This is a genomic window from Streptococcus sp. F0441, from assembly GCF_000314775.2.
Lineage (GTDB): Bacteria > Bacillota > Bacilli > Lactobacillales > Streptococcaceae > Streptococcus.
Genome location: NZ_KB373321.1, coordinates 1,448,687 through 1,472,180, shown reverse-complemented (window position 1 = coordinate 1,472,180; position 23,494 = coordinate 1,448,687). Strand labels below are relative to the sequence as shown.

At 40.7% G+C, this 23,494-nt stretch carries 25 protein-coding genes; 23 read left to right on the top strand and 2 right to left on the bottom strand.

Going from position 1 to position 23,494, the window contains the following annotated elements:
* Window positions 1–5 precede the first annotated feature (5 nt).
* Together HMPREF9188_RS07100 and yaaA are read left to right on the top strand one after the other, a co-directional pair.
* Window positions 6–1,601 carry a hypothetical protein gene (locus tag HMPREF9188_RS07100; protein ID WP_009730400.1) on the top strand — a complete coding sequence of 532 codons (1,596 nt, stop codon included), beginning with the start codon at window positions 6–8 and terminating at the stop codon, window positions 1,599–1,601.
* Window positions 1,602–1,677: 76 nt separating this feature from the next.
* Window positions 1,678–2,406 (top strand): peroxide stress protein YaaA, encoded by a 729-nt coding sequence (gene yaaA, locus HMPREF9188_RS07095; RefSeq protein ID WP_009730399.1) that lies wholly within the window; start codon window positions 1,678–1,680, stop codon window positions 2,404–2,406.
* A 31-nt stretch (window positions 2,407–2,437) separates the two neighbouring features.
* Here yaaA and HMPREF9188_RS07090 read toward each other — a convergent pair whose 3' ends face one another.
* Complete coding sequence (locus HMPREF9188_RS07090; RefSeq protein ID WP_000039637.1) at window positions 2,438–2,986, bottom strand: NADPH-dependent FMN reductase; 549 nt, start codon at window positions 2,984–2,986, stop codon at window positions 2,438–2,440.
* 249 nt (window positions 2,987–3,235) lie between these two features.
* Between HMPREF9188_RS07090 and HMPREF9188_RS07085 the strand changes: the two genes are divergently transcribed.
* The 20 genes from HMPREF9188_RS07085 to HMPREF9188_RS06985 all read left to right on the top strand — a co-directional run bounded on the left by HMPREF9188_RS07085 (window position 3,236) and on the right by HMPREF9188_RS06985 (window position 20,147).
* A complete protein-coding gene (locus tag HMPREF9188_RS07085; protein ID WP_033588927.1) occupies window positions 3,236–3,712 on the top strand; it encodes a cell wall elongation regulator TseB-like domain-containing protein in 477 nt (158 codons plus the stop codon).
* Between the two features lie 9 nt (window positions 3,713–3,721).
* Window positions 3,722–4,900, top strand: coding sequence for a pyridoxal phosphate-dependent aminotransferase (locus tag HMPREF9188_RS07080; RefSeq protein ID WP_009730397.1), 1,179 nt, complete (start codon window positions 3,722–3,724; stop codon window positions 4,898–4,900).
* A 152-nt stretch (window positions 4,901–5,052) separates the two neighbouring features.
* Window positions 5,053–6,396, top strand: a complete 1,344-nt coding sequence (asnS, locus tag HMPREF9188_RS07075) for an asparagine--tRNA ligase (RefSeq protein WP_009730396.1) — start codon at window positions 5,053–5,055, stop codon at window positions 6,394–6,396.
* Between the two features lie 124 nt (window positions 6,397–6,520).
* Window positions 6,521–7,726, top strand: coding sequence for an MFS transporter (locus HMPREF9188_RS07070; protein ID WP_009730395.1), 1,206 nt, complete (start codon window positions 6,521–6,523; stop codon window positions 7,724–7,726).
* 135 nt (window positions 7,727–7,861) lie between these two features.
* Entirely contained in the window at window positions 7,862–8,152 is a 291-nt protein-coding gene (rpsF, locus tag HMPREF9188_RS07065) for a 30S ribosomal protein S6 (protein WP_001151776.1), read from the top strand.
* An 11-nt stretch (window positions 8,153–8,163) separates the two neighbouring features.
* Window positions 8,164–8,634 carry a single-stranded DNA-binding protein SsbA gene (gene ssbA / locus HMPREF9188_RS07060; protein WP_000609593.1) on the top strand — a complete coding sequence of 157 codons (471 nt, stop codon included), beginning with the start codon at window positions 8,164–8,166 and terminating at the stop codon, window positions 8,632–8,634.
* 31 nt (window positions 8,635–8,665) lie between these two features.
* Window positions 8,666–8,905: a 30S ribosomal protein S18 gene (gene rpsR, locus HMPREF9188_RS07055; protein WP_000068664.1), complete on the top strand. Its 240-nt coding sequence runs from the start codon at window positions 8,666–8,668 to the stop codon at window positions 8,903–8,905.
* 287 nt (window positions 8,906–9,192) lie between these two features.
* On the top strand, window positions 9,193–9,702 hold the full coding sequence (locus tag HMPREF9188_RS07045; RefSeq protein ID WP_009730394.1) for a GNAT family N-acetyltransferase: 510 nt from the start codon (window positions 9,193–9,195) through the stop codon (window positions 9,700–9,702).
* A gap of 429 nt (window positions 9,703–10,131) precedes the next feature.
* Entirely contained in the window at window positions 10,132–11,280 is a 1,149-nt protein-coding gene (gene wecB / locus HMPREF9188_RS07040) for a non-hydrolyzing UDP-N-acetylglucosamine 2-epimerase (protein WP_009730393.1), read from the top strand.
* A gap of 6 nt (window positions 11,281–11,286) precedes the next feature.
* On the top strand, window positions 11,287–12,066 hold the full coding sequence (locus HMPREF9188_RS07035; RefSeq protein WP_009730392.1) for a hypothetical protein: 780 nt from the start codon (window positions 11,287–11,289) through the stop codon (window positions 12,064–12,066).
* Between the two features lie 142 nt (window positions 12,067–12,208).
* Window positions 12,209–13,519 carry a glycosyltransferase family 2 protein gene (locus tag HMPREF9188_RS07030; RefSeq protein ID WP_009730391.1) on the top strand — a complete coding sequence of 437 codons (1,311 nt, stop codon included), beginning with the start codon at window positions 12,209–12,211 and terminating at the stop codon, window positions 13,517–13,519.
* Between the two features lie 8 nt (window positions 13,520–13,527).
* Window positions 13,528–14,631: a glycosyl hydrolase family 8 gene (locus HMPREF9188_RS07025; protein WP_009730390.1), complete on the top strand. Its 1,104-nt coding sequence runs from the start codon at window positions 13,528–13,530 to the stop codon at window positions 14,629–14,631.
* A gap of 122 nt (window positions 14,632–14,753) precedes the next feature.
* The gene (locus HMPREF9188_RS07020; RefSeq protein WP_009730389.1) at window positions 14,754–16,154 is read left to right on the top strand and encodes a bifunctional Cof-type HAD-IIB family hydrolase/peptidylprolyl isomerase; all 1,401 of its coding nucleotides are present in this window, start codon (window positions 14,754–14,756) and stop codon (window positions 16,152–16,154) included.
* 1 nt (window position 16,155) lies between these two features.
* Entirely contained in the window at window positions 16,156–16,515 is a 360-nt protein-coding gene (locus HMPREF9188_RS07015; RefSeq protein WP_000689615.1) for a S1 RNA-binding domain-containing protein, read from the top strand.
* Window positions 16,516–16,568: 53 nt separating this feature from the next.
* Window positions 16,569–17,318 carry a tRNA1(Val) (adenine(37)-N6)-methyltransferase gene (locus tag HMPREF9188_RS07010; RefSeq protein ID WP_009730388.1) on the top strand — a complete coding sequence of 250 codons (750 nt, stop codon included), beginning with the start codon at window positions 16,569–16,571 and terminating at the stop codon, window positions 17,316–17,318.
* On the top strand, window positions 17,308–17,592 hold the full coding sequence (locus HMPREF9188_RS07005; protein WP_009730387.1) for a GIY-YIG nuclease family protein: 285 nt from the start codon (window positions 17,308–17,310) through the stop codon (window positions 17,590–17,592). The genes HMPREF9188_RS07010 and HMPREF9188_RS07005 overlap by 11 nt, the downstream gene beginning before the upstream one ends.
* Window positions 17,593–17,677: 85 nt before the next feature.
* Entirely contained in the window at window positions 17,678–18,613 is a 936-nt protein-coding gene (locus HMPREF9188_RS07000; RefSeq protein ID WP_009730386.1) for a manganese-dependent inorganic pyrophosphatase, read from the top strand.
* 85 nt (window positions 18,614–18,698) lie between these two features.
* A complete protein-coding gene (locus HMPREF9188_RS06995; protein WP_000880661.1) occupies window positions 18,699–19,211 on the top strand; it encodes a YiiX/YebB-like N1pC/P60 family cysteine hydrolase in 513 nt (170 codons plus the stop codon).
* A complete protein-coding gene (locus HMPREF9188_RS06990) occupies window positions 19,195–19,845 on the top strand; it encodes a DUF1803 domain-containing protein (protein ID WP_009730385.1) in 651 nt (216 codons plus the stop codon). The genes HMPREF9188_RS06995 and HMPREF9188_RS06990 overlap by 17 nt, the downstream gene beginning before the upstream one ends.
* A gap of 101 nt (window positions 19,846–19,946) precedes the next feature.
* Complete coding sequence (locus HMPREF9188_RS06985; protein ID WP_000051179.1) at window positions 19,947–20,147, top strand: CsbD family protein; 201 nt, start codon at window positions 19,947–19,949, stop codon at window positions 20,145–20,147.
* Between the two features lie 31 nt (window positions 20,148–20,178).
* Here HMPREF9188_RS06985 and HMPREF9188_RS06980 read toward each other — a convergent pair whose 3' ends face one another.
* Entirely contained in the window at window positions 20,179–21,624 is a 1,446-nt protein-coding gene (locus HMPREF9188_RS06980; protein ID WP_009730384.1) for a UDP-N-acetylmuramoyl-L-alanyl-D-glutamate--L-lysine ligase, read from the bottom strand.
* Between the two features lie 105 nt (window positions 21,625–21,729).
* On the opposite strand from HMPREF9188_RS06980, the gene HMPREF9188_RS06975 reads away from it, so the two are divergent.
* Window positions 21,730–23,352, top strand: a complete 1,623-nt coding sequence (locus tag HMPREF9188_RS06975; RefSeq protein WP_009730383.1) for a putative polysaccharide biosynthesis protein — start codon at window positions 21,730–21,732, stop codon at window positions 23,350–23,352.
* Window positions 23,353–23,494 lie beyond the last annotated feature (142 nt).

Below are 23,494 nucleotides of genomic sequence, written 5' to 3'. Positions count from 1 at the left end.
CTCAGATGAAACGTATACTCTTTGAACTTGTTTTTATCGCAACGACCTGGTATATCTTTTTGCCGCCACTTAATCTTACGAGTTGGGAATTTATCTTTTTCCTATGCGGACATTTGGTGGTGATGGGAATTTTGTTTAGCTTCCGCAAGGATACCAATCTTCTCAAGACAGTTCACCTACGTCATGGCAAGGTTGCCAACGAACTCAATCTAGAAGGGATTCATTTTAATAGACTAGGTGGAGGATTGTTGCTGGCTGCAGGCCTTATCTTTGCCCTTGCTGGTCTGGTAAGCCTAGTAACCTCTAGCTTTTTCCAAGCAAAAAATTATGCTAATGTGGTGTCCATCACAGAAAAAGACTTTAAAGATTTTCCTAAGAGTGATACCAGTAAGGTTCCAATCCTAGATCGGAGCACTGCAGAAAAGATTGGTGACCGTTACCTGGGCTCTCTGACGGATAAGGTATCCCAGTACGTAGCAGCAGATACCTATACTCAGCTGACGGTTGATGGAAAACCCTATCGGGTGACACCTTTGGAGTATGCGGACCCGATTAAATGGTTTAATAATCAGTCCAAGGGAATTGGCGAGTACATCAAGGTTGATATGGTGACAGGAAATGCGGAATTGGTGGATTTAAAAACACCGATGAAGTATTCAGACTCCGAGTATTTTAACCGAGACGTCAAACGTCATCTTCGGATCAAGTACCCAACCAAAATTTTTAAAACCCCATCCTTTGAGGTGGATGATGAAGGCAATCCTTTCTATGTAGCAACAGTTTATCAAAAGCAGTTTGGTCTAGGAGTTCCTCGTCCTTCATCTGTTATTATCTTAGACGCCACCAATGGAGAAACCAAGGAATACAGCTTGGATGAAGTGCCAGAATGGGTAGACCGTGTCTATCCTGCCGAAGAAACCATCGAGCAAATCAACTACAACGGCAAATATAAAGATGGCTTCTGGAATGCCTTGATTTCTAAGAAAAATGTTACCCAAACGACAGAAGGCTATAACTATCTCTCCATCGGAAATGATATCTATCTCTACACGGGGGTGACTTCAGCAAATGCTGACGAAAGTAATCTAGGATTTATTCTTGAAAATATGCGCACTGGTGAAATCACCAAGTATAATCTAGCATCTGCAACCGAAGAATCTGCCCGTGCTTCCGCAGAAGGAGCAGTGCAAGAGAAGGCCTATAAGGCTACCTTCCCTATCCTTGTCAATCTCAATGATAAACCGCTCTACATCATGGGCTTGAAGGACAATGCAGGCTTGGTCAAGGAGTATGCATTGGTCGATGCCGTGGAGTACCAAAACGTTATCGTAGCAGCTACGGTAGATGAACTCCTCAGCAAATACGCCAATAAAAATGACCTCGAGCTGGATAATGAAACGGTAGAAAACATTAAGGGTATCGTCTCAGACCTTAAATCAGCTGTCATCAAGGGTGATACCGTCTACTTCTTCAAAGTTGATGGCAAGATTTACAAGGTCAAGGCTTCAGTGTCAGACGACCTTCCTTACCTTGAAAATGGGCAATCCTTTGAAGGTCAAGTCGGTAAAGATAACTATCTCAAGACCTTTAAAGTCAAGTAAAAGAAACCTCGGTTCATACCGAGGTTTTTAAGATGAAATTCTTGGTCGTGGTTGAAAAATATGCTACACTAACAATATGAAAATTTTAATCCCAACAGCCAAAGAAATGAACACAAACCTTCCTCTTGTCGAAGCGCTCCCCTTGAGTGAAGAAAGCCAGGCAGTTCTTGACTCACTGGCGCACTACTCAGCTAGTGAATTAGAAAGTTTTTATAAGGTATCTGCCGAGAAAGCAGAAGAAGAGTACGCTCGTATTCAAGCTCTAAAAGATCAGAGCGCTAAGAATTATCCAGCCTTGAAACTTTTTGATGGTCTCATGTATCGCCATATTAAACGAGATGGGTTAACCGAGGCTGAACAAACCTATCTTGAAGATCATGTTTTAATTACATCAGCTTTGTATGGCGTAGTTCCAGCCCTATCTCCAATGGCTCCTCACCGTTTGGACTTCTTGATGAAGTTAAAAGTCACTGGTAAGACTTTAAAGAGTCATTGGAAGTCAGCCTACGATGAGGTGCTAGAGGATGAGGACTTGATATTTTCTCTCTTGTCATCAGAGTTTGAAACCGTATTTTCGAAGGAAATTAGAGAAAAGATGGTGACCTTCAAATTTATGGAGGACAAGGCTGGTCAGCTGAAGATTCACTCAACCATTTCCAAGAAAGCGCGTGGGGCTTTTTTGACAGCCTTGATAGAAGGGCAAGTTCAAACAGTCGAACAAGCTCGCCAGCTCAGTTTTGCAGGTTTTGATTACCGACCTGATTTATCAAGTGATTTAGAACTCGTCTTTGTGAAACAAGCATAAAACCAGCTCATTCGAGCTGGTTTTTGCTTGATTAGTTGATGGCTGCAAGAAGGTCATCAGCTTGTTTGGCAAGTGATGAAGCAGTTGTTTCTTCTAAGACCAATTTTCCGTCTGCCCAAGCAGAGTCATTGACACGTGCGGCAGTAAAGTCACCAACGACTTGTGTACGGATAAATGGCAAGAGGTCTTTATAAATCGCAAAGAGTTGTTCGTGACCGGCATTGGCTACTGATGAGACAGTAACAAACTTGTCTTGGAGGGCAGAAGCACCACGTGTATCCGTCAAGTCAAGGGCACGAGAGAGCCAGTCAAGCAAGTTTTTCACTGTTCCAGGGATAGAGAAGTTGTAGACAGGAGAGAAGATCCAGATAGCATCCGCAGCAAGGACTGCTTCACGAGCAGCAGCTACAGCTGGATGAGTTGGAACTTCCAAATCTTGGCTGAAGAGAGGAACAGCTGAGTAATCAAGATAGCTGACTTCCGCTTTTCCAGCAAGTGCTTTTTCAGCTTCGAGGGCCATTTGGTGGTTGAAAGAACCTTGGCGTAGTGAACCAACGATAAATAGTACTTTTTTAGACATGATGTGTCTCCTTTAGTTTAAAATTCAAAGAGCGAACCCTTTTTTGTTACTATCTATGTTACAACAAATAATACTAATTAGCAATAAATGTGCTCAGCTAAGTTTACTTGTTAGGGGTGGAAAACTTAGTTCTGAGAAAACAGTATTTGATAGACAGGCAAATATTGTATTTAATTTCAAAGGGAAAATAATCTCGGAATGTTCCTATCTTCACTTGTAATAAAAGAGGAGAGATGGTAAAATAGACGGGTGAAACTAAGACAGAAAAACGCAAAAAACAAGCTACTTTTACAGTATGGAATCGGCATTACTTTAGTATTACTAGTCATGACGACTTCCTTTCTTTATCTGATATCACTCAGCATGAAACCCTATCAAGATGCTAGGGTTGAAGGAGAAAAACTGGCCAAGCAGTATGCAGAATTGGAAAAAGCAGATCAGGTTGATTTTTATAATGGACTAGAAGGTTATTACAGCGTTTTAGGACATAATAAAAAGCAAGAGGCCATTGCCGTACTGATTGAAAAGAATGACCACAAAATTTATGTCTATCAGCTAGATAAGGGGATTTCTCAAGACAAGGCGGCGACGATTTCGAGGGAAAAAGGAGCTAGCGACATTGACAAAGTCACTTTTGGTCGCTATCAGGACAAGCCGATTTGGGAAGTCAAGTCAGGAAACCAGTACTATCTGGTTGACTTTGAAACAGGAGCAGTGATCCAATAAGGAGGGCATATGAAACTATCCAAACGTGTACTAGAAATGGAAGAAAGCGTCACTCTAGCCAGTGATGCAAGAGCCAAAGCATTAAAAGCTCAGGGAAAGGATGTTCTTTTCTTAACCTTGGGACAGCCTGATTTTCATACTCCTGAAAACATTCAGGATGCAGCGGTAGAAGCGATTCGTGATGGACGTGCTTCCTTCTATACAGTTGCTTCAGGCTTACCAGAGTTAAAAGCGGCGGTTAATACCTATTTTGAACGCCACTATGGCTATTCTGTAGCAGCCAATGAGGTTACCTTTGCCACAGGTGCCAAGTTTTCTCTCTACACCTTCTTTATGGCTGTGGTCAATCCAGGTGATGAGGTCATCATCCCTACACCATACTGGGTCAGTTATGGAGACCAAGTCAAGATGGCAGAAGGTGTGCCAGTCTTTGTCCAAGCCAAGGAAGACAATCACTTTAAGGTGACAGTCGAGCAGCTAGAAGCGGCCCGAACAGATAAGACCAAGGTCTTGGTTCTCAATTCGCCATCGAATCCGACCGGTATGATTTATACTCGTGAGGAATTGATGGCTATCGGAAATTGGGCTGTTGTGCATGATGTCCTTATCCTAGCAGATGATATCTATGGACGCCTAGTTTATAATGGAAATGAATTTGTTCCAATCTCTAGTCTGTCAGAAGCTATTCGCAAGCAAACCATCGTTATCAACGGAGTATCTAAGGCTTATGCCATGACTGGTTGGCGGGTAGGTTATGCAGTAGGAAATCCTGAGATTATTGCTGCCATGAGCAAGCTAACAGGACAAACAACCTCCAACCTGACTGCTGTATCACAATATGCTACCATTGAAGCCCTAACTGGACCACAAGACTCTGTCGAAACCATGCGCCAAGCATTTGAGGAACGGTTGAATACCATTTATCCTCTCTTGTGCAAAGTTCCAGGATTTGAAGTTGTCAAGCCTCAAGGAGCCTTCTATCTCTTCCCAAATGTTAAAAAAGCGATGGAGATGAAGGGTTATACCGATGTGACAGAGTTTACAACGGCTATTCTCGAAGAAGTCGGCCTTGCCTTGATTACAGGAGCTGGATTTGGAGCACCAGAAAATGTTCGTCTCAGCTATGCCACAGACTTGGATACATTAAAAGAAGCCATTCGCCGTTTGCATCAGTTTATGGAAAAATAAAACTTAGAATCTTCGCCTTTTTAGCGAAGATTTTTTGTAACGAAAATCTCGCGATTTTTCTCTAGTAGAACCTAGCTATCACAGTCTATTTATGGTAAAATAGTGGGTAATGATGTCTTCGGACAAGTTAAACGAAAAAAGGAAGATAGATTATGACAAAACGTGTAACAATCATCGAAGTAAAAGACTACGTTGGTCAAGAAGTGACCATCGGAGCCTGGGTTGCCAATAAATCAGGAAAAGGGAAAATTGCCTTCTTGCAATTGCGTGACGGAACAGCCTTTTTCCAAGGAGTCGCCTTCAAACCAAACTTTATTGAAAAATTTGGTGAAGAGGTAGGTCTTGAAAAATTTGAAACGATCAAACACTTGAGCCAAGAAACGTCTGTTTATGTGACAGGAATTGTCAAAGAAGACGAACGTTCTAAGTTTGGTTATGAGCTCGATATCACAGATATCGAAGTCATCGGTGAATCTCAAGATTATCCAATCACACCAAAAGAACACGGAACAGACTTCTTGATGGACAACCGTCACTTGTGGCTCCGTTCTCGTAAGCAAGTAGCGGTCATGCAAATTCGTAACGCTATTATCTATGCAACCTATGAGTTTTTTGACAAGAACGGCTTCATGAAGTTTGATAGCCCAATCCTTTCAGGAAATGCGGCTGAAGATTCAACAGAACTCTTTGAAACAGACTACTTTGGGACACCAGCCTACTTGAGCCAATCAGGTCAGCTTTATCTTGAAGCGGGTGCTATGGCTCTTGGTCGCGTATTTGACTTTGGTCCAGTATTCCGTGCGGAGAAATCAAAAACACGCCGTCACTTGACTGAGTTCTGGATGATGGATGCGGAGTACTCTTACTTGACACATGATGAGTCACTTGACTTGCAAGAAGCATATGTTAAAGCCCTTCTTCAAGGTGTTCTTGACCGTGCTCCTCAAGCCTTGGAAACTTTGGAACGCGATACAGAGCTTTTGAAACGCTACATTGCAGAGCCATTCAAACGCATCACTTACGATCAAGCTATTGACCTCTTGCAAGAGCATGAAAATGATGATGATGCAGACTACGAGCATTTGGAACATGGAGATGACTTCGGTTCACCACACGAAACTTGGATTTCAAACCACTTTGGTGTCCCAACCTTTGTTATGAACTACCCAGCAGCTATCAAGGCCTTCTACATGAAACCAGTTCCTGGAAATCCAGAGCGCGTGCTTTGTGCAGACTTACTTGCACCGGAAGGCTATGGAGAAATCATCGGTGGTTCTATGCGTGAGGAAGACTACGATGCCCTTGTAGCTAAGATGGATGAACTTGGTATGGATCGTACAGAGTATGAATTCTACCTTGACCTTCGTAAATACGGTACAGTACCACACGGTGGATTTGGTATCGGTATCGAGCGTATGGTAACTTTCGCAGCAGGTACAAAACACATCCGTGAAGCGATTCCATTCCCACGTATGTTGCACCGTATCAAACCATAAAAAAGACTAAAACGCCATAATAGGCGTTTTTTCAAAGTAGAAGAAAGAAGAGGTGAGGAACATGTAAAGTCAGGATTAACAAGTGACAGACACAAGGATATATACACTTGTTAAAGGAGAAATGATGTTTAAACCAAATTATCGGAAGAATATCGGTCTCATGGCTGGGGTAGAATTTTTTGCCTTTCTGGGCATTACTAGCTTTTGGATTCTATTTCTCAGTCAAAACGGGATGTCGCTTTGGCAGATTGGCTTATTGGAAAGTATTTTTCATGCCACCAGTGTCATCTGTGAAATTCCCTCTGGAATGTTAGCTGACCGCTATTCCTATAAAACCAATCTATATTTAAGTCGAATAGCTGGAATCGCGTCGTCTATTCTCATGTTACTAGGACAAGGTAATTTTTGGATTTACGCACTCGCTATGGTGGTGAGTGCCTTGTCTTATAATTTTGATTCGGGGACGAGTGCAGCTATGGTTTATGATTCGGCCGTGGAGGCTGGATTAAAAGAGCGCTACTTGTCTATCTCCAGTTTTATGTCAGGAGTAGCAGAAGGAACTCGGTCTTTGGGGACTGTTTTAGCGGGATTTTTTGTCCATGGTCAATTGCACTTGACCTACTATATCATGATTGTTACTTCGATAATCGTTCTTTTCCTAACTTGGATGCTAAAAGAGCCTAGTGTTAAAGCACAAAAATCTGAGCGTCTGACAATGAAAAAAATAATCTGGACTGTCAAAGAGGAGTTGCGGAGAAACCCCAGTCTTTTTAGTTGGATGATTCTTTCCCAAATCATCGGGACACTGATGTGCATGTTTTATTTTTACTATCAAAATCAACTGCCTGACTTAGAAGGGTGGCAGATTTCGATAGTCATGCTGATCGGCAGTGTTTTGAATATCTGGGCAGTTTATCTAGCAAGTAAGATTGGAAAGAGGTATTCAGCCTTAAAACTCTTTCCAATTCTTGTACTCTTGACGGGAGGAACTTATTTGCTTTCCTATTTTGGTACGCCACTGATTTACATTTTGATTTATTGGCTCAGTAACGCCTTATATGCCCTCTTTCAGCCGATTTTTGATAATGATTTACAAAAGCGACTCCCAAGCGAGGTACGGGCAACCATGCTAAGTGTCTACTCTATGATGTTCAGCCTAAGTATGATCATCATTTTTCCTCTGACGGGATGGTTGATTGACTATCTAGGATTTGTAGTAGCCTTCCTTTACTTAGGGCTCGTTTTAGTGCTAGCCAGCTTTTTGCTATTTTTCATTTTGAAAGAGATGGCCAGAGCTTTGGAACTCAAAGAGGATGTTATTTCTAAGTAATAAAGTTATTTTTTCACTTTTATCTTTTTTACTTGCTATCTGTCAGTTTTTCTAGTATAATGGTTTATTGTGAGCGAACCTCACTTACCCCTTGCAAAGACCGGGGGTCATTAGACCAAAAGGAGGAACATATCAATGGCTAAATACGAAATTCTTTATATCATTCGTCCAAACATTGAAGAAGAAGCGAAAAACGCTTTGGTAGCACGTTTTGACTCTATCTTGACTGACAACGGTGCAACTGTTGTTGAATCAAAAGATTGGGAAAAACGTCGTCTTGCATACGAAATCCAAGATTTCCGTGAAGGACTTTACCACATCGTTAACGTTGAAGCAAACGATGACGTAGCTCTTAAAGAGTTTGACCGTCTTTCAAAAATCAACGCTGACATTCTTCGTCACATGATCGTCAAACTTGGCGCGTAAGAAGGTAGATTATGATTAACAATGTTGTACTTGTAGGGCGTATGACGCGTGACGCTGAGTTGCGTTATACCCCATCAAATGTAGCAGTTGCGACTTTTACTCTTGCAGTAAACCGTACATTTAAGAGTCAAAATGGCGAACGTGAGGCTGATTTTATCAATGTCGTTATGTGGCGTCAACAGGCTGAAAATCTTGCTAACTGGGCTAAAAAAGGCTCTCTTATCGGGATCACAGGTCGTATCCAGACTCGTAGTTACGATAACCAGCAAGGACAACGTGTTTACGTAACAGAAGTCGTGGCGGATAATTTCCAAATGTTGGAAAGCCGCGGAGTGCGTGAAGGACATACAGGTGGAGCTTATTCTGCACCAACTGCTAGTCAATCAGCACCTGCAAACCCAGTACCAGACTTTTCACGTTCTGAAAATCCATTTGGAGCAACAAATCCATTGGACATTTCAGATGATGATTTACCATTCTAATGGACAATTAATACTATAAAGGAGAAAAAACATGGCTCAACAACGTCGTGGCGGATTCAAACGCCGTAAAAAAGTTGATTACATCGCAGCAAACAAAATTGAATATGTTGATTACAAAGATACTGAGCTTCTTAGCCGTTTCGTTTCAGAACGTGGGAAAATCCTTCCTCGTCGTGTAACAGGAACTTCAGCTAAAAACCAACGTAAAGTAACAACAGCTATCAAACGCGCTCGCGTAATGGCTTTGATGCCTTTCGTAAACGAAGATTAAAAAAGAGGTCCAGTGGACCTCTTTTTCATGAGCTTGAAAACAAGAAAGCGAATTAAGACCCGGGTGGGTCTTTTTTTACGAGCTTTGAAACGAGGGAGCGAGTTGGGTCCGGGTGAACCTCTTTTCATGAGTTTGAAAATAAGAAAGCGAATTAAGATTCTTACTGTGAACAATCAAAAGCAGATATTTCTGGGCCTAGTAGGATTCTATTTTTAGTTTGATAGGTCTTTCTTTTTATCTCTATTATCGTGCTATAATAGTGGAAGAAGGCTTTTAAGGAGTACCTTATGGAAACAACGTGTCTGATTAGAAAAATGCAAACATCTGATGTTAAAGAACTATCCCAAGGTTTTATCAATCAAGGTTGGCCGGGTAGAGAAGAAATTTTGGCTAGGTATTTTCTTGAACAAGAATGTAAGGAGAGAGAAGTCTTAGTTGCAGAGGTTGGGGGTGCTTTAGCGGGTTATATCACAATTTTGCCCTGCGCTAAGCAGGGGCCTTTTGCAGAAATCTATCCAGAACTCTCAGATTTCAATGTCTTTGAGCCCTTTCAAAATCAAGGTATTGGAAATCTCTTGATGGAAGAAGCGGAAAAACGAGTTAAGCTCATATCGGATAAGGTGACCCTTGGTGTTGGTCTCCATTCAGGGTATGGACCTGCCCAGAGATTGTACATCAAACGAGGCTATATTCCAGATGGGACGGGTATTTGGTATCAGAACCATCAACCGGCCATGAATGCGGTTTGTGAAGATATCGGTGACCTTGTTTTATATCTGTCAAAAGATTTAATTTAAGATAGGTTTTTAAGGTTTAACTATAAAATAGCAAGAAGTCGTAAATTCCTTTTTCGTTAGAGAGGGATTTTTCGTATTAGAAAAAGAGATACATTCTATGAAATGCTAAAATATAATTATCTGAATTATTAAGAAAAAATAAATATTTAGATAATGGTATGTTTTAGAATGCTTGAAGAATATTTTGTCCAAAAAAATTTTAAGAAAACTTTAAGATATGAGGTTTTCATGTTGTAAACTGTATCGTTGCAAAAATATTACAGTTTATTTAAATTAAATTAAATGCAATAATATAATTTGAAAAAATTTGACATATAGATTAATTAACGGTAAAATAGTTAAGGTAGTCGAATTAATTGATTTGCGCAATAATTCGATATAAGGATTAATCTGATGCATCAAATTTTATTATAGTAGAAGGATACCATAATGAAGAAATTGAAAGTGATGGTTGTTTTTGGGACACGACCAGAAGCTATTAAAATGGCCCCTTTAGTGTTGGAATTGCAAAAACATAGTGACAGTATTGAGACGATTACAGTTGTGACAGCTCAGCACCGTCAAATGCTAGATCAAGTTCTTGAAACGTTTAGCATCAAGCCGCATTATGACCTGGATATTATGGGGCAAAATCAATCCCTCTTAGATATTACTGGAAAAATTTTAGAAAAGTTTGATCCAATTGTTAAGCAAGAACGTCCAGATATGATTCTTGTTCATGGAGATACAACGACAACTTTTGTAGCAAGTTTAGTTGCTTTCTATAATCAGGTACGTATCGGCCACGTTGAAGCTGGTCTAAGGACCTTTGATAAGTATTCTCCCTTCCCAGAAGAAATGAATCGTCAGATGACAGATAACCTTGCGGATCTCTATTTTGCTCCAACTAGTGAGAGTAAAGAAAATCTACTCAAGGAAAATCATCCTGAGTCTGCTATTGTCATTACGGGAAATACAGCCATTGATGCCTTGAAACTAACCGTTCAATCGGATTACTATCATGAAGTTCTAGATCAATTGGATACAGATAAGAAACTTGTATTGGTAACCATGCACCGTCGTGAGAATCAAGGTCAACCAATGAGAAATGTCTTTACAGCTTTACGTGAGATGGTCGATCTTCATCAGGAAATTGAAGTTGTTTATCCTGTTCACCTTAGCCCTGCTGTGCAAGAAACAGCAAACGATATCTTAGCTGGTCACGATCGTATTCACTTGATTGAGCCTTTAGATGTACTTGATTTTCATAATTTGGTTTCAAGAAGCTATTTTATCATGACTGACTCTGGAGGTGTTCAGGAAGAGGCGCCTTCTCTAGGAAAACCTGTCCTTGTCCTTCGTGACACGACGGAACGTCCAGAAGGAGTAAGAGCAGGTACTTTGAAGCTAGTTGGTACAGATCCAGTACGTGTGAAAGAAGCGATGGCAGCAATCTTAACAGATGAAACTCTTTATAGACAAATGTCTCAGGCACCAAATCCTTATGGAGATGGAAGAGCCTCTGAACGAATCGTACAATCCATTCAACAGTACTTTGGTGCAGAGACTTCTGTATCTGAATTCAAAGGGGGGAAATAAGATAACATGAAAAATTGGAGTCAATTTAAAAACTGGCTTATGGCTTTGCTTGCTTGTGAGGCCATTCTTTTGGTGCTTTGTTTTTTGTATGCTCGAGCAATCATTTTAGAACAAATCTTGTTTTTAGCTTTAGCCTTGTTTGCAGTGTTGGTATTATCTGACCTTTTGCTTACTTGGACCCTTATCTTAACATTTGGGCTTGGACTTATCGTTTTGGTTGCGGGTGTGGTTTATATCCCAATCATTCAACTGGTCTTCTTATTAATCAGTTTTCCTCTTTTGATTGGGATTCTACTTAAGGTTCGTTATTATTTCTTCAAGGTGTCCTCAAAGGTACAAGAACAGGAGGACGAAGCTCGAGCAGATTACCAAGCTATGGTAACTGAACAAAGTGATGTGACGGTACAGTCTTTATTGATTCATTGGGCGCATGAAGATTTGTTCTTCCAGATTAAACCGAAAGAACATAATCTGATGCTCAGTCGCATTCAAGAGGTAATTTCTCAGGAATTGAGTTACAACGATAAACTCTATTACGTTTCAAATGGGAATTTTCTTGTTTTATCTAATAGTAGTCAAGATTCTTTGAAGCAACTCTATTTGAATGGTTTGCAGGAGAAACTAGGCAGTTTAGTTTTTCATGGAGAAGATGGAAACCAAGGAATTCAATTCCAAACAGGTTACTTGATGATTAACTATGATAATAAAGATAAATACCAAGACTACTCGGATATTGCTAGTCATCTCAAACGTCAATTAGAGACAGATGTAATTGTAGAATATTAGGAGGGAAACATGACTCTAACCAATATATTTTTTGGCATTGCTTTGGGACTCAGTCTTACCTTTGGCATTTGTTTTGTCATATTATTTATTGCATACAGTATTCTTTACCATCGAGTGAACAAAAATTTTAAGGCGGTGAATCATGATTAGTCAAATGTTAATGATTTTTACCCTGCTTACTATTTGGATTTCTCTGGCTTGGGGTTTGGTAATTCTCTTTTCAGCAGTGCACTTTTGGTTTAAGCACAGTGATTTTCGTGTAGACACTTCGCCACTACCTTATTATCCTAAGGTTACCATTGTTGTTCCTGCTCATAATGAGGATGTGGTTATTGCCCAAACGGCAAAAGCTATATTGGATATGAATTATCCTCACGACCGTGTGGAGTTGCTTCTATTTGCGGATAACTGTTCGGACAATACCTATGCAGAATGCTTGTCTGTACAAGCCATGCCTGAATATGCAGGAAGAAATCTGACTATTATCGACCGTACTGGTACGGGAGGAAAAGCGGGCGTTCTAAACGATGCCTTAGAGATGGCAAGAGGTGAATACATCTGTGTTTATGATGCAGATGCCATGCCTGAAAAAAATGCCCTTTATTTCCTTGTCAAAGAAGTGATAAAGGACCCAGAACGCCACGTGGCATCTTTCGGTCGCAACAAGACTCGAAATGCCAATCAAAATTTTTTGACTCGTTGTATCAACCAAGAAATCGTTGTTACCCAGCGGGTGCACCATGTTGGGATGTGGCATCTCTTTAAAATTGGTCGTATCCCAGGAACCAACTTTATCATTCAAACCGACTTTGTAAAGAGTATCGGTGGTTGGAAAAATGGTGCCTTGACTGAGGATACCGATATTTCTTTTAAAATCATGCAGAGTGGTAAATTGATCGCCCTTGCTTATAACTCAGAGGCTTTCCAACAAGAACCTGAGACTTTAAAGAGTTACTATATGCAACGAAAACGTTGGGCTAAAGGAAACTACGAAGTTGTTCTCTCAAATTTTAAGCATTTATTTGGCAGAGCAAACTGGCGCGTTAAACTAGAAGTCTTTAACTATTCTTGTGTTTTCTTTTGGTTTAACTTTGCCATTGTCCTATCGGATTTGATTTTCCTAGCGAATGTGCTAGCGATCTGTCTTAATCTTTTCTTCCCAGATGTCAGAATTCCATTTGCTTTTGATGCGGATAATATCTACATCGCCCAGCTCATGCTCTTCAACTGGATTCTCATGATTGGTCTCTATTTGATGCAAATTATGACGGCATTAGCAAGTCAGTTTGGACAAGCGACAACAAAACAAATCTGGTTAGCCTTGGCAGCCTATTTCTCTTACGCACAGATGTTTATCGTTGTTTCCATTGATTCCATTTCTTCAATCGTGCTGGACAAAGTACTCCGCCGAAAAGAAACCAAGTGGGTTAAAACCAAGCGATTTGCAGGATAGGAGGATTTATGAAAACGAGTAAATTAAAATATGTATGGTTTGTGCTCATCCTTTCTATCTTTTGTTTAACCTTGTTTTTGGCAAGAGGAAGGAGTAAAGTCGAGATGCGCAATCGTATTTACCGCCAATGGAGCCAACAGTTTCTTGTGACTAAGAGAGATCAGTCCTATGTCCGTACGACGAGTGATTCGGAGGGAACAACAGTTTTATCTGAAGCCCAAAGTTACGGCATGCTCATAACGGTTTTAGCAGCCCAAAAAGGGCAAGCGAGTCAAGCAGATTTTGATGGTCTTTATCGTTATTACCAAAATCATCGTATCGAGGGGACGCAGTTGATGTCTTGGAAGCAAGTGATCAAAAATGATAGCGAGACGGTTGAGAAGCAAAACGCAACTGATGGAGATCTCTACATCGCTTATTCTTTGATTGAAGCTGCCAAACAGTGGCCAGATAAGGCGCAGGAATACCAAGAGCAAGCTAAAAAAATCTTAGAAGATATTCTTCGATACAATTACAATGAAGAGACAGGTGTTTTAACAGTAGGAAACTGGGCAAACAAGGATTCCGATTATTATTACTTGATGCGGACGTCTGATACTCTTCCTCACTATTTCCAGTCTTTCTACGACCTGACTGGAAACAAACAGTGGCTAGATGTTAAGGATAAGATGCTTGGGCAATTGGAGCAAATCAGTTCTCATTCGGATACGGGTCTCTTGCCAGACTTTATCTGGGCTGAGAAGTCAGGCGCGCGTCTTGTTGATGCCAACACAATCGAGTCTCAATACGATGGAGCGTATTCTTATAATGCTTGTCGTTTGCCTTATCACTTGTCTCAAAGTCAAGATGAAAGAAGTCAAAAAGTCGTTCAAAAGATGATGAATTTCTTTATGAAAGAGCGACGCGTTTATGCTGGTTATGACATGAATGGAACTGCCCTCAATCAATACCAGGCAGGTAGTTTTTTGGCCCCTATTACCTATGCGTCTGACAAGGGAGAAGGTTATCTGAAACTTCTTCAGCAAAATAAATACATTTTTACACAAGATTTACCTTTGGACAACTACTATGATGCAACGATGATTACCATGATTGCTCTAGAGATGTTCTAGGATGAGAAGAGAGGGCTAGTTTTACTGGCTCTCTTTTTGATAGGATTTTCATCTTTTTTCAAAAAAGGAATTTCATCAGCTTTATGGTATAATGGAAAGAGTGATGGAAAAGAGGTAGAGAGATGGATGCGAAATTAAAATACAAGGCAAAGAAGATTAAAATCGTTTTTTTTGATATTGATGATACCCTGCGTACGTCAAAGACGGGTTTTATTCCAGCTACAATTCCCACTGTCTTTAAGCAGTTGCGTGAAAAAGGAATTTTAACAGGTATTGCTTCTGGACGTGGTATTTTTGGAGTTGTTCCAGAGATTCGTGAGCTCAAGCCGGACTTTTTTGTAACCCTAAATGGGGCCTATATTGAAGATAAAAAAAGTCAGGTCATTTATCAGCATCAGATTGACAAGTCAGATGTTGAGGAGTATATCTCTTGGACTAAGCGAGAGGGAATTGAATATGGCTTGGTTGGCAGTCATGACGCCAAACTCTCCACTCGAACAGAACTGATCAGTGAGGCAATTGATCCGATTTATCCAAACTTGGATGTGGATCCTGATTTTCATGAAAAAGCGGACATTTATCAGATGTGGAGCTTTGAGGAAAAAGGAGATGGCTTGCACTTACCAGAGTCTTTATCAGATAAACTTCGCATGGTGCGTTGGCATGAACATTCATCTGATATCGTGCCTATTTCAGTTTCAAAAGCCACAGGTGTAGCCAAGGTGGTGGACCATTTAGGCTTGAAACCAGAGAATGTCATGGTCTTTGGAGACGGTCTCAATGACTTGGAACTCTTTGATTATGCAGGAATTAGCATTGCCATGGGAGTTTCCCATGATAAAATCAAAGAAAAAGCAGATTATATTACAAAAACAGTAGAAGAAGATGGCATTTTTGATGCCTTAGAAGGATTTGGTATGGTAGAAAAAGAATTGCATTTTCCACAAGTAGAAATTGAAACAGTAGAAGGTCCGTTGGCGACTATTAAGACAAATCACGGAGACTTACGTATCAAGCTCTTCCCTGAGCAAGCTCCCAAAACAGTAGCCAACTTTGTTGCTCTGTCAAAAGACGGTTACTATGATGGTGTGATTTTCCACCGCATTATCAAGGACTTTATGATCCAAGGTGGAGACCCAACTGGTACTGGTATGGGCGGAGAGTCCATTTATGGTCAAGCTTTTGAAGATGAATTTTCAGAAGAACTTTACAATATCCGTGGTGCTCTTTCTATGGCCAATGCTGGTCCAAATACCAATGGTAGCCAGTTCTTTATCGTCCAAAATCAACACTTGCCATACTCTAAGAAAGAGATTGCACGTGGTGGTTGGCCCGAACCAATCGCTGAGATTTATGCAGAGCAAGGAGGAACTCCTCACCTTGACCGCCGCCATACTGTTTTTGGGCAATTGGTAGATGCTGAATCTTTTGCTGTCTTAGATACCATTGCATCTGTTGAGACTGGAGCGATGGATAAACCAGTTGAAGATGTAGTAATTGAAACGATTGAAATTGAGGACTAGGATGAAAATAGGTGATAAGCTAAACGGGCGTATTACAGGAATTCAGCCCTATGGTGCCTTTGTCGAGTTAGAGACAGGGGTGACAGGGCTGATTCACATCTCAGAAATCCGGACGGGATTTATTGAGAATATCTATGATATTTTAAAAATTGGTGATGAAGTTCAAGTACAGGTGGTGGATTTTGACGAATACACTGGAAAAGCTAGTCTTTCTATCCGTACTTTGGAGGAAGAAAAACATCAATTGCCAAGACGGAGACGTTTTTCAAATGATCGTATCAAGCACGGTTTTGCACCACTTGGACGAATGATGCCTGTTTGGACGCGCGAGGCACTAGAGCATTTAAAGAAGAAACCATAAATACAATTATCTAAATCATTTGTAATATTAACATAATTTATTGTAATGAAAGTATGAAAGAAAAACAATTATTAAAACCAGGAGAGCGCATCAACCAGCTCTTTTCGACAGATATTAAGATCATTCAAAATAGAGAGGTGTTTAGCTATTCAGTGGATAGTGTTCTCTTATCACGCTTTCCTCGCTTCCCTAAACGGGGTTTAATTGTGGACTTTTGTGCTGGCAATGGTGCAGTGGGACTTTTTGCTAGTTCACGTACTCAGGCGCAGATAATATCTGTAGAGATTCAGGAGCGCTTGGCGGATATGGCAGAGCGTTCGGTTCAGTTGAATGGTTTGGAAGAGCAGATGCGGGTCATCTGCGATGATTTGAAAAATATGCCTGCCCACATTCAGGGAAGTAAGGTGGATATGATTTTGTGTAATCCGCCTTATTTTAAGGTGGATCCGCATTCCAATTTGAATGAGAGTGAACACTACCTTTTAGCTAGACATGAAATTACAACTAATCTAGAAGAAATCTGTCGGAGCGCCCAGAGTATTCTCAAGTCTAATGGCCGTTTGGCTATGGTTCATCGTCCAGATCGGCTCTTGGATATCTTAGATATGCTTCAGCGCCATAATTTGGCTCCGAAGCGCCTGCAATTTGTCTATCCTAAACGAGAAAAGGAAGCCAATATGCTTTTAATCGAAGCTATTAAGGATGGATCAACGAGCGGCTTCAAGGTCTTGCCACCACTCATTGTTCACAATGATGATGGTTCCTACACGCCAGAAATTCAAGAGATTTACTATGAATCATAAGGCCTATATGTATGTGGTGGAGTGCCGTGATGGTTCTTACTATACTGGTTACACGACAGATGTGAAGAAACGCCTTGCCGTTCATAATAGTGGTAAGGGTGCCAAGTATACCCGAGCTCGCTTGCCAGTTAAACTCATCTATGTAGAGGGCTTTGCTAGCAAGGAAGAAGCCATGTCAGCAGAGGCTCTTCTCAAACGAAAGAAACGTCCACAGAAAGAACGATTTCTATCCGAAAATCAAGAAAAAAATCTAGTTAACGATATTGATGTCTAATGAGGAGTCCTTTGACTCCTCTTACTTTTGTCAAAAGAGGAAAAAAGTGCTAAAATAAGATGAATAAATTTAAAGAGGTATTATCATGTCTAAGATTCTAGTATTTGGTCACCAAAATCCAGACTCAGATGCCATCGGGTCATCTGTAGCCTTTGCTTATCTTGCAAAAGAGGCGTATGGATTGGACACGGAAGCAGTAGCTCTCGGTACTCCAAATGAAGAAACAGCTTTTGTTTTGAACTATTTTGGTGTAGAAGCACCACGCGTCATCACATCTGCTAAAGCAGAAGGTGCAGAACAAGTCATCTTGACCGACCACAATGAATTCCAACAATCTGTATCAGATATCGCTGAAGTAGAAGTTTACGGTGTTGTGGACCACCACCGTGTGGCTAATTTTGAAACTGCAAGCCCACTTTACATGCGCTTGGAACCAGTTGGATCAGCTTCATCTATCGTTTATCGCATGTTCAAAGAGCATGGTGTGGCAGTTCCTAAAGAAATCGCAGGATTGATGCTTTCAGGTTTGATTTCAGATACCCTTCTTTTGAAATCACCAACAACTCACCCATCTGATAAAGTCATTGCTCCTGAATTGGCAGAATTAGCAGGTGTCAACTTGGAAGAGTACGGTCTTGCTATGCTCAAGGCTGGTACAAACTTGGCAAGCAAATCTGCTGAAGAATTGATTGACATCGATGCTAAGACTTTTGAACTCAACGGAAATAAGGTTCGTGTTGCTCAGGTTAACACAGTTGATATTGCTGAAGTCTTGGAACGCCAAGCTGAAATCGAAGCAGCAATGCAAGCGGCTAATGCAGCAAACGGCTACTCTGACTTTGTCTTGATGATTACAGACATCGTCAACTCAAACTCAGAAATCCTTGCTCTTGGATCAAACATGGACAAGGTCGAAGCTGCCTTCAACTTTAAACTTGAAAATAACCACGCTTTCCTTCTAGGTGCTGTTTCACGTAAGAAACAAGTGGTGCCTCAGTTGACTGAGAGCTTTAATGCTTAAGATTTTGGGTGTTATTTCAAAATAGAAAACGTTCGTTTTCATATATTGAAGGGAGTTTCGGCTCCTTTTTTTCTAGGAGAGAAAGATGTTAGCAAACGGCGATTTGATTTTTGTGAAGGACCTTTCAGATATGGGGCAGGCCATCCAGGCTTCTACCGGGAACTATAGTCATGTAGCTATCCTTTTAGACGGATTTGTTTATCATGCAACTAGTGAAGTTGGTGTTATCTGTCAAAAACTAAGAGACTTCTTAGAGCCAGCTTGTCTGTATGATCTTTATCTTTATCCAAAAATAGATATTCAAAAAGTAAAGAAAAGAGCTAACCAGCATCTTGGAGCTCCTTATAATTTTTCTTTTTACCCTGATGGGGAAGGGTTTTATTGTTCCCAGTACATCGCTGAAATCCTACCGATTTTTGAAACTATTTCCATGAAATTTGGGGACGGGGAGCAGGAGATTAGTGATTTTTGGAGGGACTATTACAGGAAACTCGAACTTCCTGTACCTCTGAACCAGCCGGGGACCAATCCTAGTCAGTTAGCAGCATCCCCTCTTTTAAAATGTAAAGAAAGGAATCTTCATGATTCAGATTTTTAATCCTTCTCGTTTGACTCGACAGCCATTTTTTATAGATTTGGTTGACTATCTGGACCAGCATGATGATGTTATCCTTCGGGAGATAAAGGCTCAATTTCCAGATGTATCAGTTGATAAGCTTATGGAAGAGTATATAAAGGCAGGCTTGATCCTAAGGGAAAACAAACACTATTCGCTCAATCTCCCTTTTTTAGAATCTACGGATGATTTAGCCCTTGATAAAGAGATTTTTGTCAGAGAGGATAGTCCAGTCTATCAAGACTTGGTGGAGAAGACTTTTGAGACGGAATTGCGCAATCAAACCAATGCAGCTATTTTAATCGAGCATACGGACTTTGCAAGGCAAAAAATGACCTTGTCTAACTATTTTTATAAAGTTAAGAACCAGTATCCACTGACAGAATATCAGCAGAAACTCTATGATATTCTAGGAGATGTTAACCCTGAGTATGTCCTCAAATATATGACGACTTTTTTGTTAAAATTCCTCAAAAAAGATCAACTGATACAGAAACGCCGTGATATCTTTGTGGATAGTTTGGTCGTCCTAGGCTATGTTGTGCAAAACGAAGAAGGGAAGTATGAGTTGGCTGTTGATTTCGACAAGGAACAGTTGACTTTCTATTTACCTTAATTGCTTCATTTTGAGCAGATTGTTTGACTTTGCTAAAGAATAAGCATAAACTGAATGTAAGCGATAACGTTTATCGTATTAAAAGCAAAGGAGACAGAGCTATGTCACTTGAAAATAAATTGGATCAAGCAACTGGTGCTATCAAAGAAGGATTTGGTAAAGTTACTGGCGATAGCAAGACAGAAGCAGAAGGTACTGTAGAAAAAACAGTTGCGAAAGCAAAAGAAGTTGTTGAAGATGCTAAAGGTGCTGTAGAAGGTGCCGTTGAAGGTCTTAAAAATTCATTTAAGAAAGAAGACTAAAAAAATCAAGGGAATGTTTCCCTTGATTTTTTTATAGATAACGTTCTGCGATAGCTGCGTCTCCAGGATAGTCTTCTTTCTTTCCTTGGACGATTTGGTAACAATCAGCTCCCTTGCCTGCAATAATCACAGCATCGAGTTCTTGATTTGTGATGGCCATCGCCGCCTTGATGGCTTCTTCACGATCGGCAATCTTTTCAACAGGATGACTGATATAGCTGCTGATTTCTTCAGCAATGGCCATTGGATCTTCATAATTGGGATCATCAGCAGTGAGAAAGATTTGAATCTCAGGATGTTGATTGAGAAGGAGTCCAAAGTCTTTGCGACGACTTTCACCCTTGTTTCCAGTAGAACCGAGAACCAGAGCAATTTTTCCAGTTTGATGAGTTTCAACAACATTGATGAGTTTCTTCAGGCTGTCACCATTATGGGCATAGTCGATGAAGACCTTGGCTCCATTTTTCTGAGTCAGGACTTCCATACGTCCAGGAACGCGGGTTGCAGCGATTCCTTTTTTGATATCTTCAAGACTAGCACCTAGACGAAGACAGGCAAGTCCTGCAGCAACTGCATTTTCTTGATTGAAGTGGCCAATGAGTTGAATATCATAATCACCAGCGAGTTTACCTGTAGCTGAAAAGCTAAAGGCTTTGGAGTTCTCGATTTGGTTACTTGACTGGCTACCATAGAAGTCATGTTCTTGATCTTCCACTTGTTCTTTCAAGACAGAAAAGTGGTCCATGTCGCTGTTAATGACAACTGCTCGGCTATTTTTCATCAAGAGACGTTTGTGGTAGAAGTAATCTTCAAAGCTTGGATGTTCAATTGGTCCGATATGGTCAGGAGTGATGTTAAGAAAGACACCTACATCAAAGGTCAAACCATAGACTCGATGAACTAGATAGGCTTGACTTGAGACTTCCATTACAAGATGGGTTCTTCCATTCTTAACAGCCTGAGCCATCATGTCGAAAAGATCGATATTTTCAGGCGTTGAGAAGGAAGATTTAAAGAAGGTCTTGCCATCTAGAGTTGTGTTCATAGTTGACAAGAGAGCTGTTGGGTAGCGTTGAGATAGAATGTGGTATGCAAAGTAAGCAGATGTTGTCTTTCCTTTTGTTCCTGTGAAAGCGAGAATTTTGAGTTTTTCTTGTGGATTGTCATAAAATTCCATAGCAATCAAACTCATGGCTTTCTTGATATCGTTCACAACGATGACAGGGATACCGACTTCGTAGTCCTTTTCGGAGATGTACCAAGCTAAGCCTTGACTTATAGCGGATAGGAGGTATTCTTTTTTAAAGGCAGCGCCTTTGGCAAAAAAAAGAGTACCTTCTTTTACTTTTCGACTGTCGTAACTGATGCTGTCAAAAACAACTTCACTGTAGTTGTAGTGGTAGTGTCCTTGGTCGATAATCTCGCGGAAGAGACCATCTTTTTTTAATATATCTAATACGGTTTCAATCTTTATCATACTTTCTATTGTAAACTGAAAGTCTGAATTTTACAAGTAACAAGGAAAAGTTTATAATGGAAGATGAGGAAAATTTCCTAGTTATTAAAATTGAATGAGGAAGCTATGTCTAACGAAAACAATCACCAGCAAGCCCAGATGTTGCGAGGGACTGCTTGGCTAACAGCTAGTAACTTTATTAGTCGCCTCCTTGGGGCAATCTACATTATTCCCTGGTATATCTGGATGGGGACCTATGCTGCTAAGGCAAATGGACTCTTTACCATGGGCTACAATATTTACGCCTGGTTCTTGCTGATTTCGACAGCGGGTATCCCAGTTGCAGTCGCCAAACAAGTGGCTAAGTACAATACCATGCGAGAAGAAGAGCACAGCTTTGCTTTGATTCGGAGTTTCCTAAGCTTTATGACGGGCTTGGGCTTAGTCTTTGCTTTGGTCTTGTATCTCTTTTCTCCCTGGTTAGCAGATTTGTCAGGTGTGGGGAAAGACCTGATTCCCATCATGCAGAGTTTGGCTTGGGCGGTCTTGATTTTCCCATCTATGAGTGTCATCCGGGGCTTCTTCCAAGGGATGAATAACCTGAAACCCTATGCTATGAGTCAAATCGCTGAGCAGGTGATCCGTGTTATCTGGATGTTGATGGCAACCTTCTTCATTATGAAGATGGGTTCTGGTGACTACCTATCAGCCGTTACCCAATCGACCTTTGCGGCCTTTGTGGGGATGGTGGCAAGTTTTGCAGTTTTGATCTACTTCCTTGCCCAAGAAGGTTTGCTCAAAAGAGTCTTTGAAACACGGGATAAGATCAATAGTAAGCGACTCTTAGTCGATACCATCAAGGAAGCCATTCCTTTTATCCTGACAGGGTCTGCCATTCAACTCTTTCAGATTTTAGACCAGATGACTTTTATCAATAGTATGAAGTGGTTTACCAACTATAGCGATGAAGACTTGGTTGTTATGTTTTCTTATTTCTCTGCCAATCCGAATAAAATTACCATGATTTTAATCTCTGTGGGAGTTTCGATTGGGAGTGTCGGCTTGCCACTGTTGACGGAAAACTATGTAAAAGGCGACTTGCAGGCGGCGGCTCGCCTAGTCCAAGATAGCCTCACCATGCTCTTCTTATTTCTACTACCGGCAACGGTTGGAGTGGTCATGGTAGGGGAACCTCTTTATACAGTCTTTTACGGTAATCCAGATAGTTTGGCCATGGGTCTATTTGTCTTTGCAGTTTTGCAGTCTACTATCCTAGGCTTGTATATGGTCTTGTCTCCTATGCTTCAGGCCATGTTTCGAAACCGAAAGGCAGTGCTTTACTTTGTCTATGGTTCTATTGCTAAGATTGTCTTGCAATTGCCAACCATTGCTATTTTCCACAGCTACGGTCCTTTGATTTCAACGACTATCGGCTTGATTATTCCGAATGTCTTGATGTACCGAGACATCTGCCAGGTAACGGGTGCTCGTCGAAAGATTATCTTGAAGCGAACAATTTTGATTACCATCTTGACTCTGGTTATGTTTATCTTAGTTGGCTTCTTACAATGGCTACTCGGTTTTGTCTTCCAGCCAAGTGGACGTCTCTGGAGTTTCCTTTACGTAGCTCTCATCGGAGGGCTTGGAGGAGGTCTCTATGGTTTGATGAGCCTACGGACACGACTTTTAGACAAGATAATAGGTAAAGCCCAAGCGGACCGACTACGGACACGATTGAAAATATCGTAAGAAGATTTATAAATAAAAGCAATGAATTAACCTTTCTATAATAGAAAGGTTTTTATAGTATATTTTTCTTAAAAAAGGAGAACTTTTTCTAAAATTAAGAGTAGAAAAATATGTTTTTTAAGTTTTTCTTCAGAAATCGCTT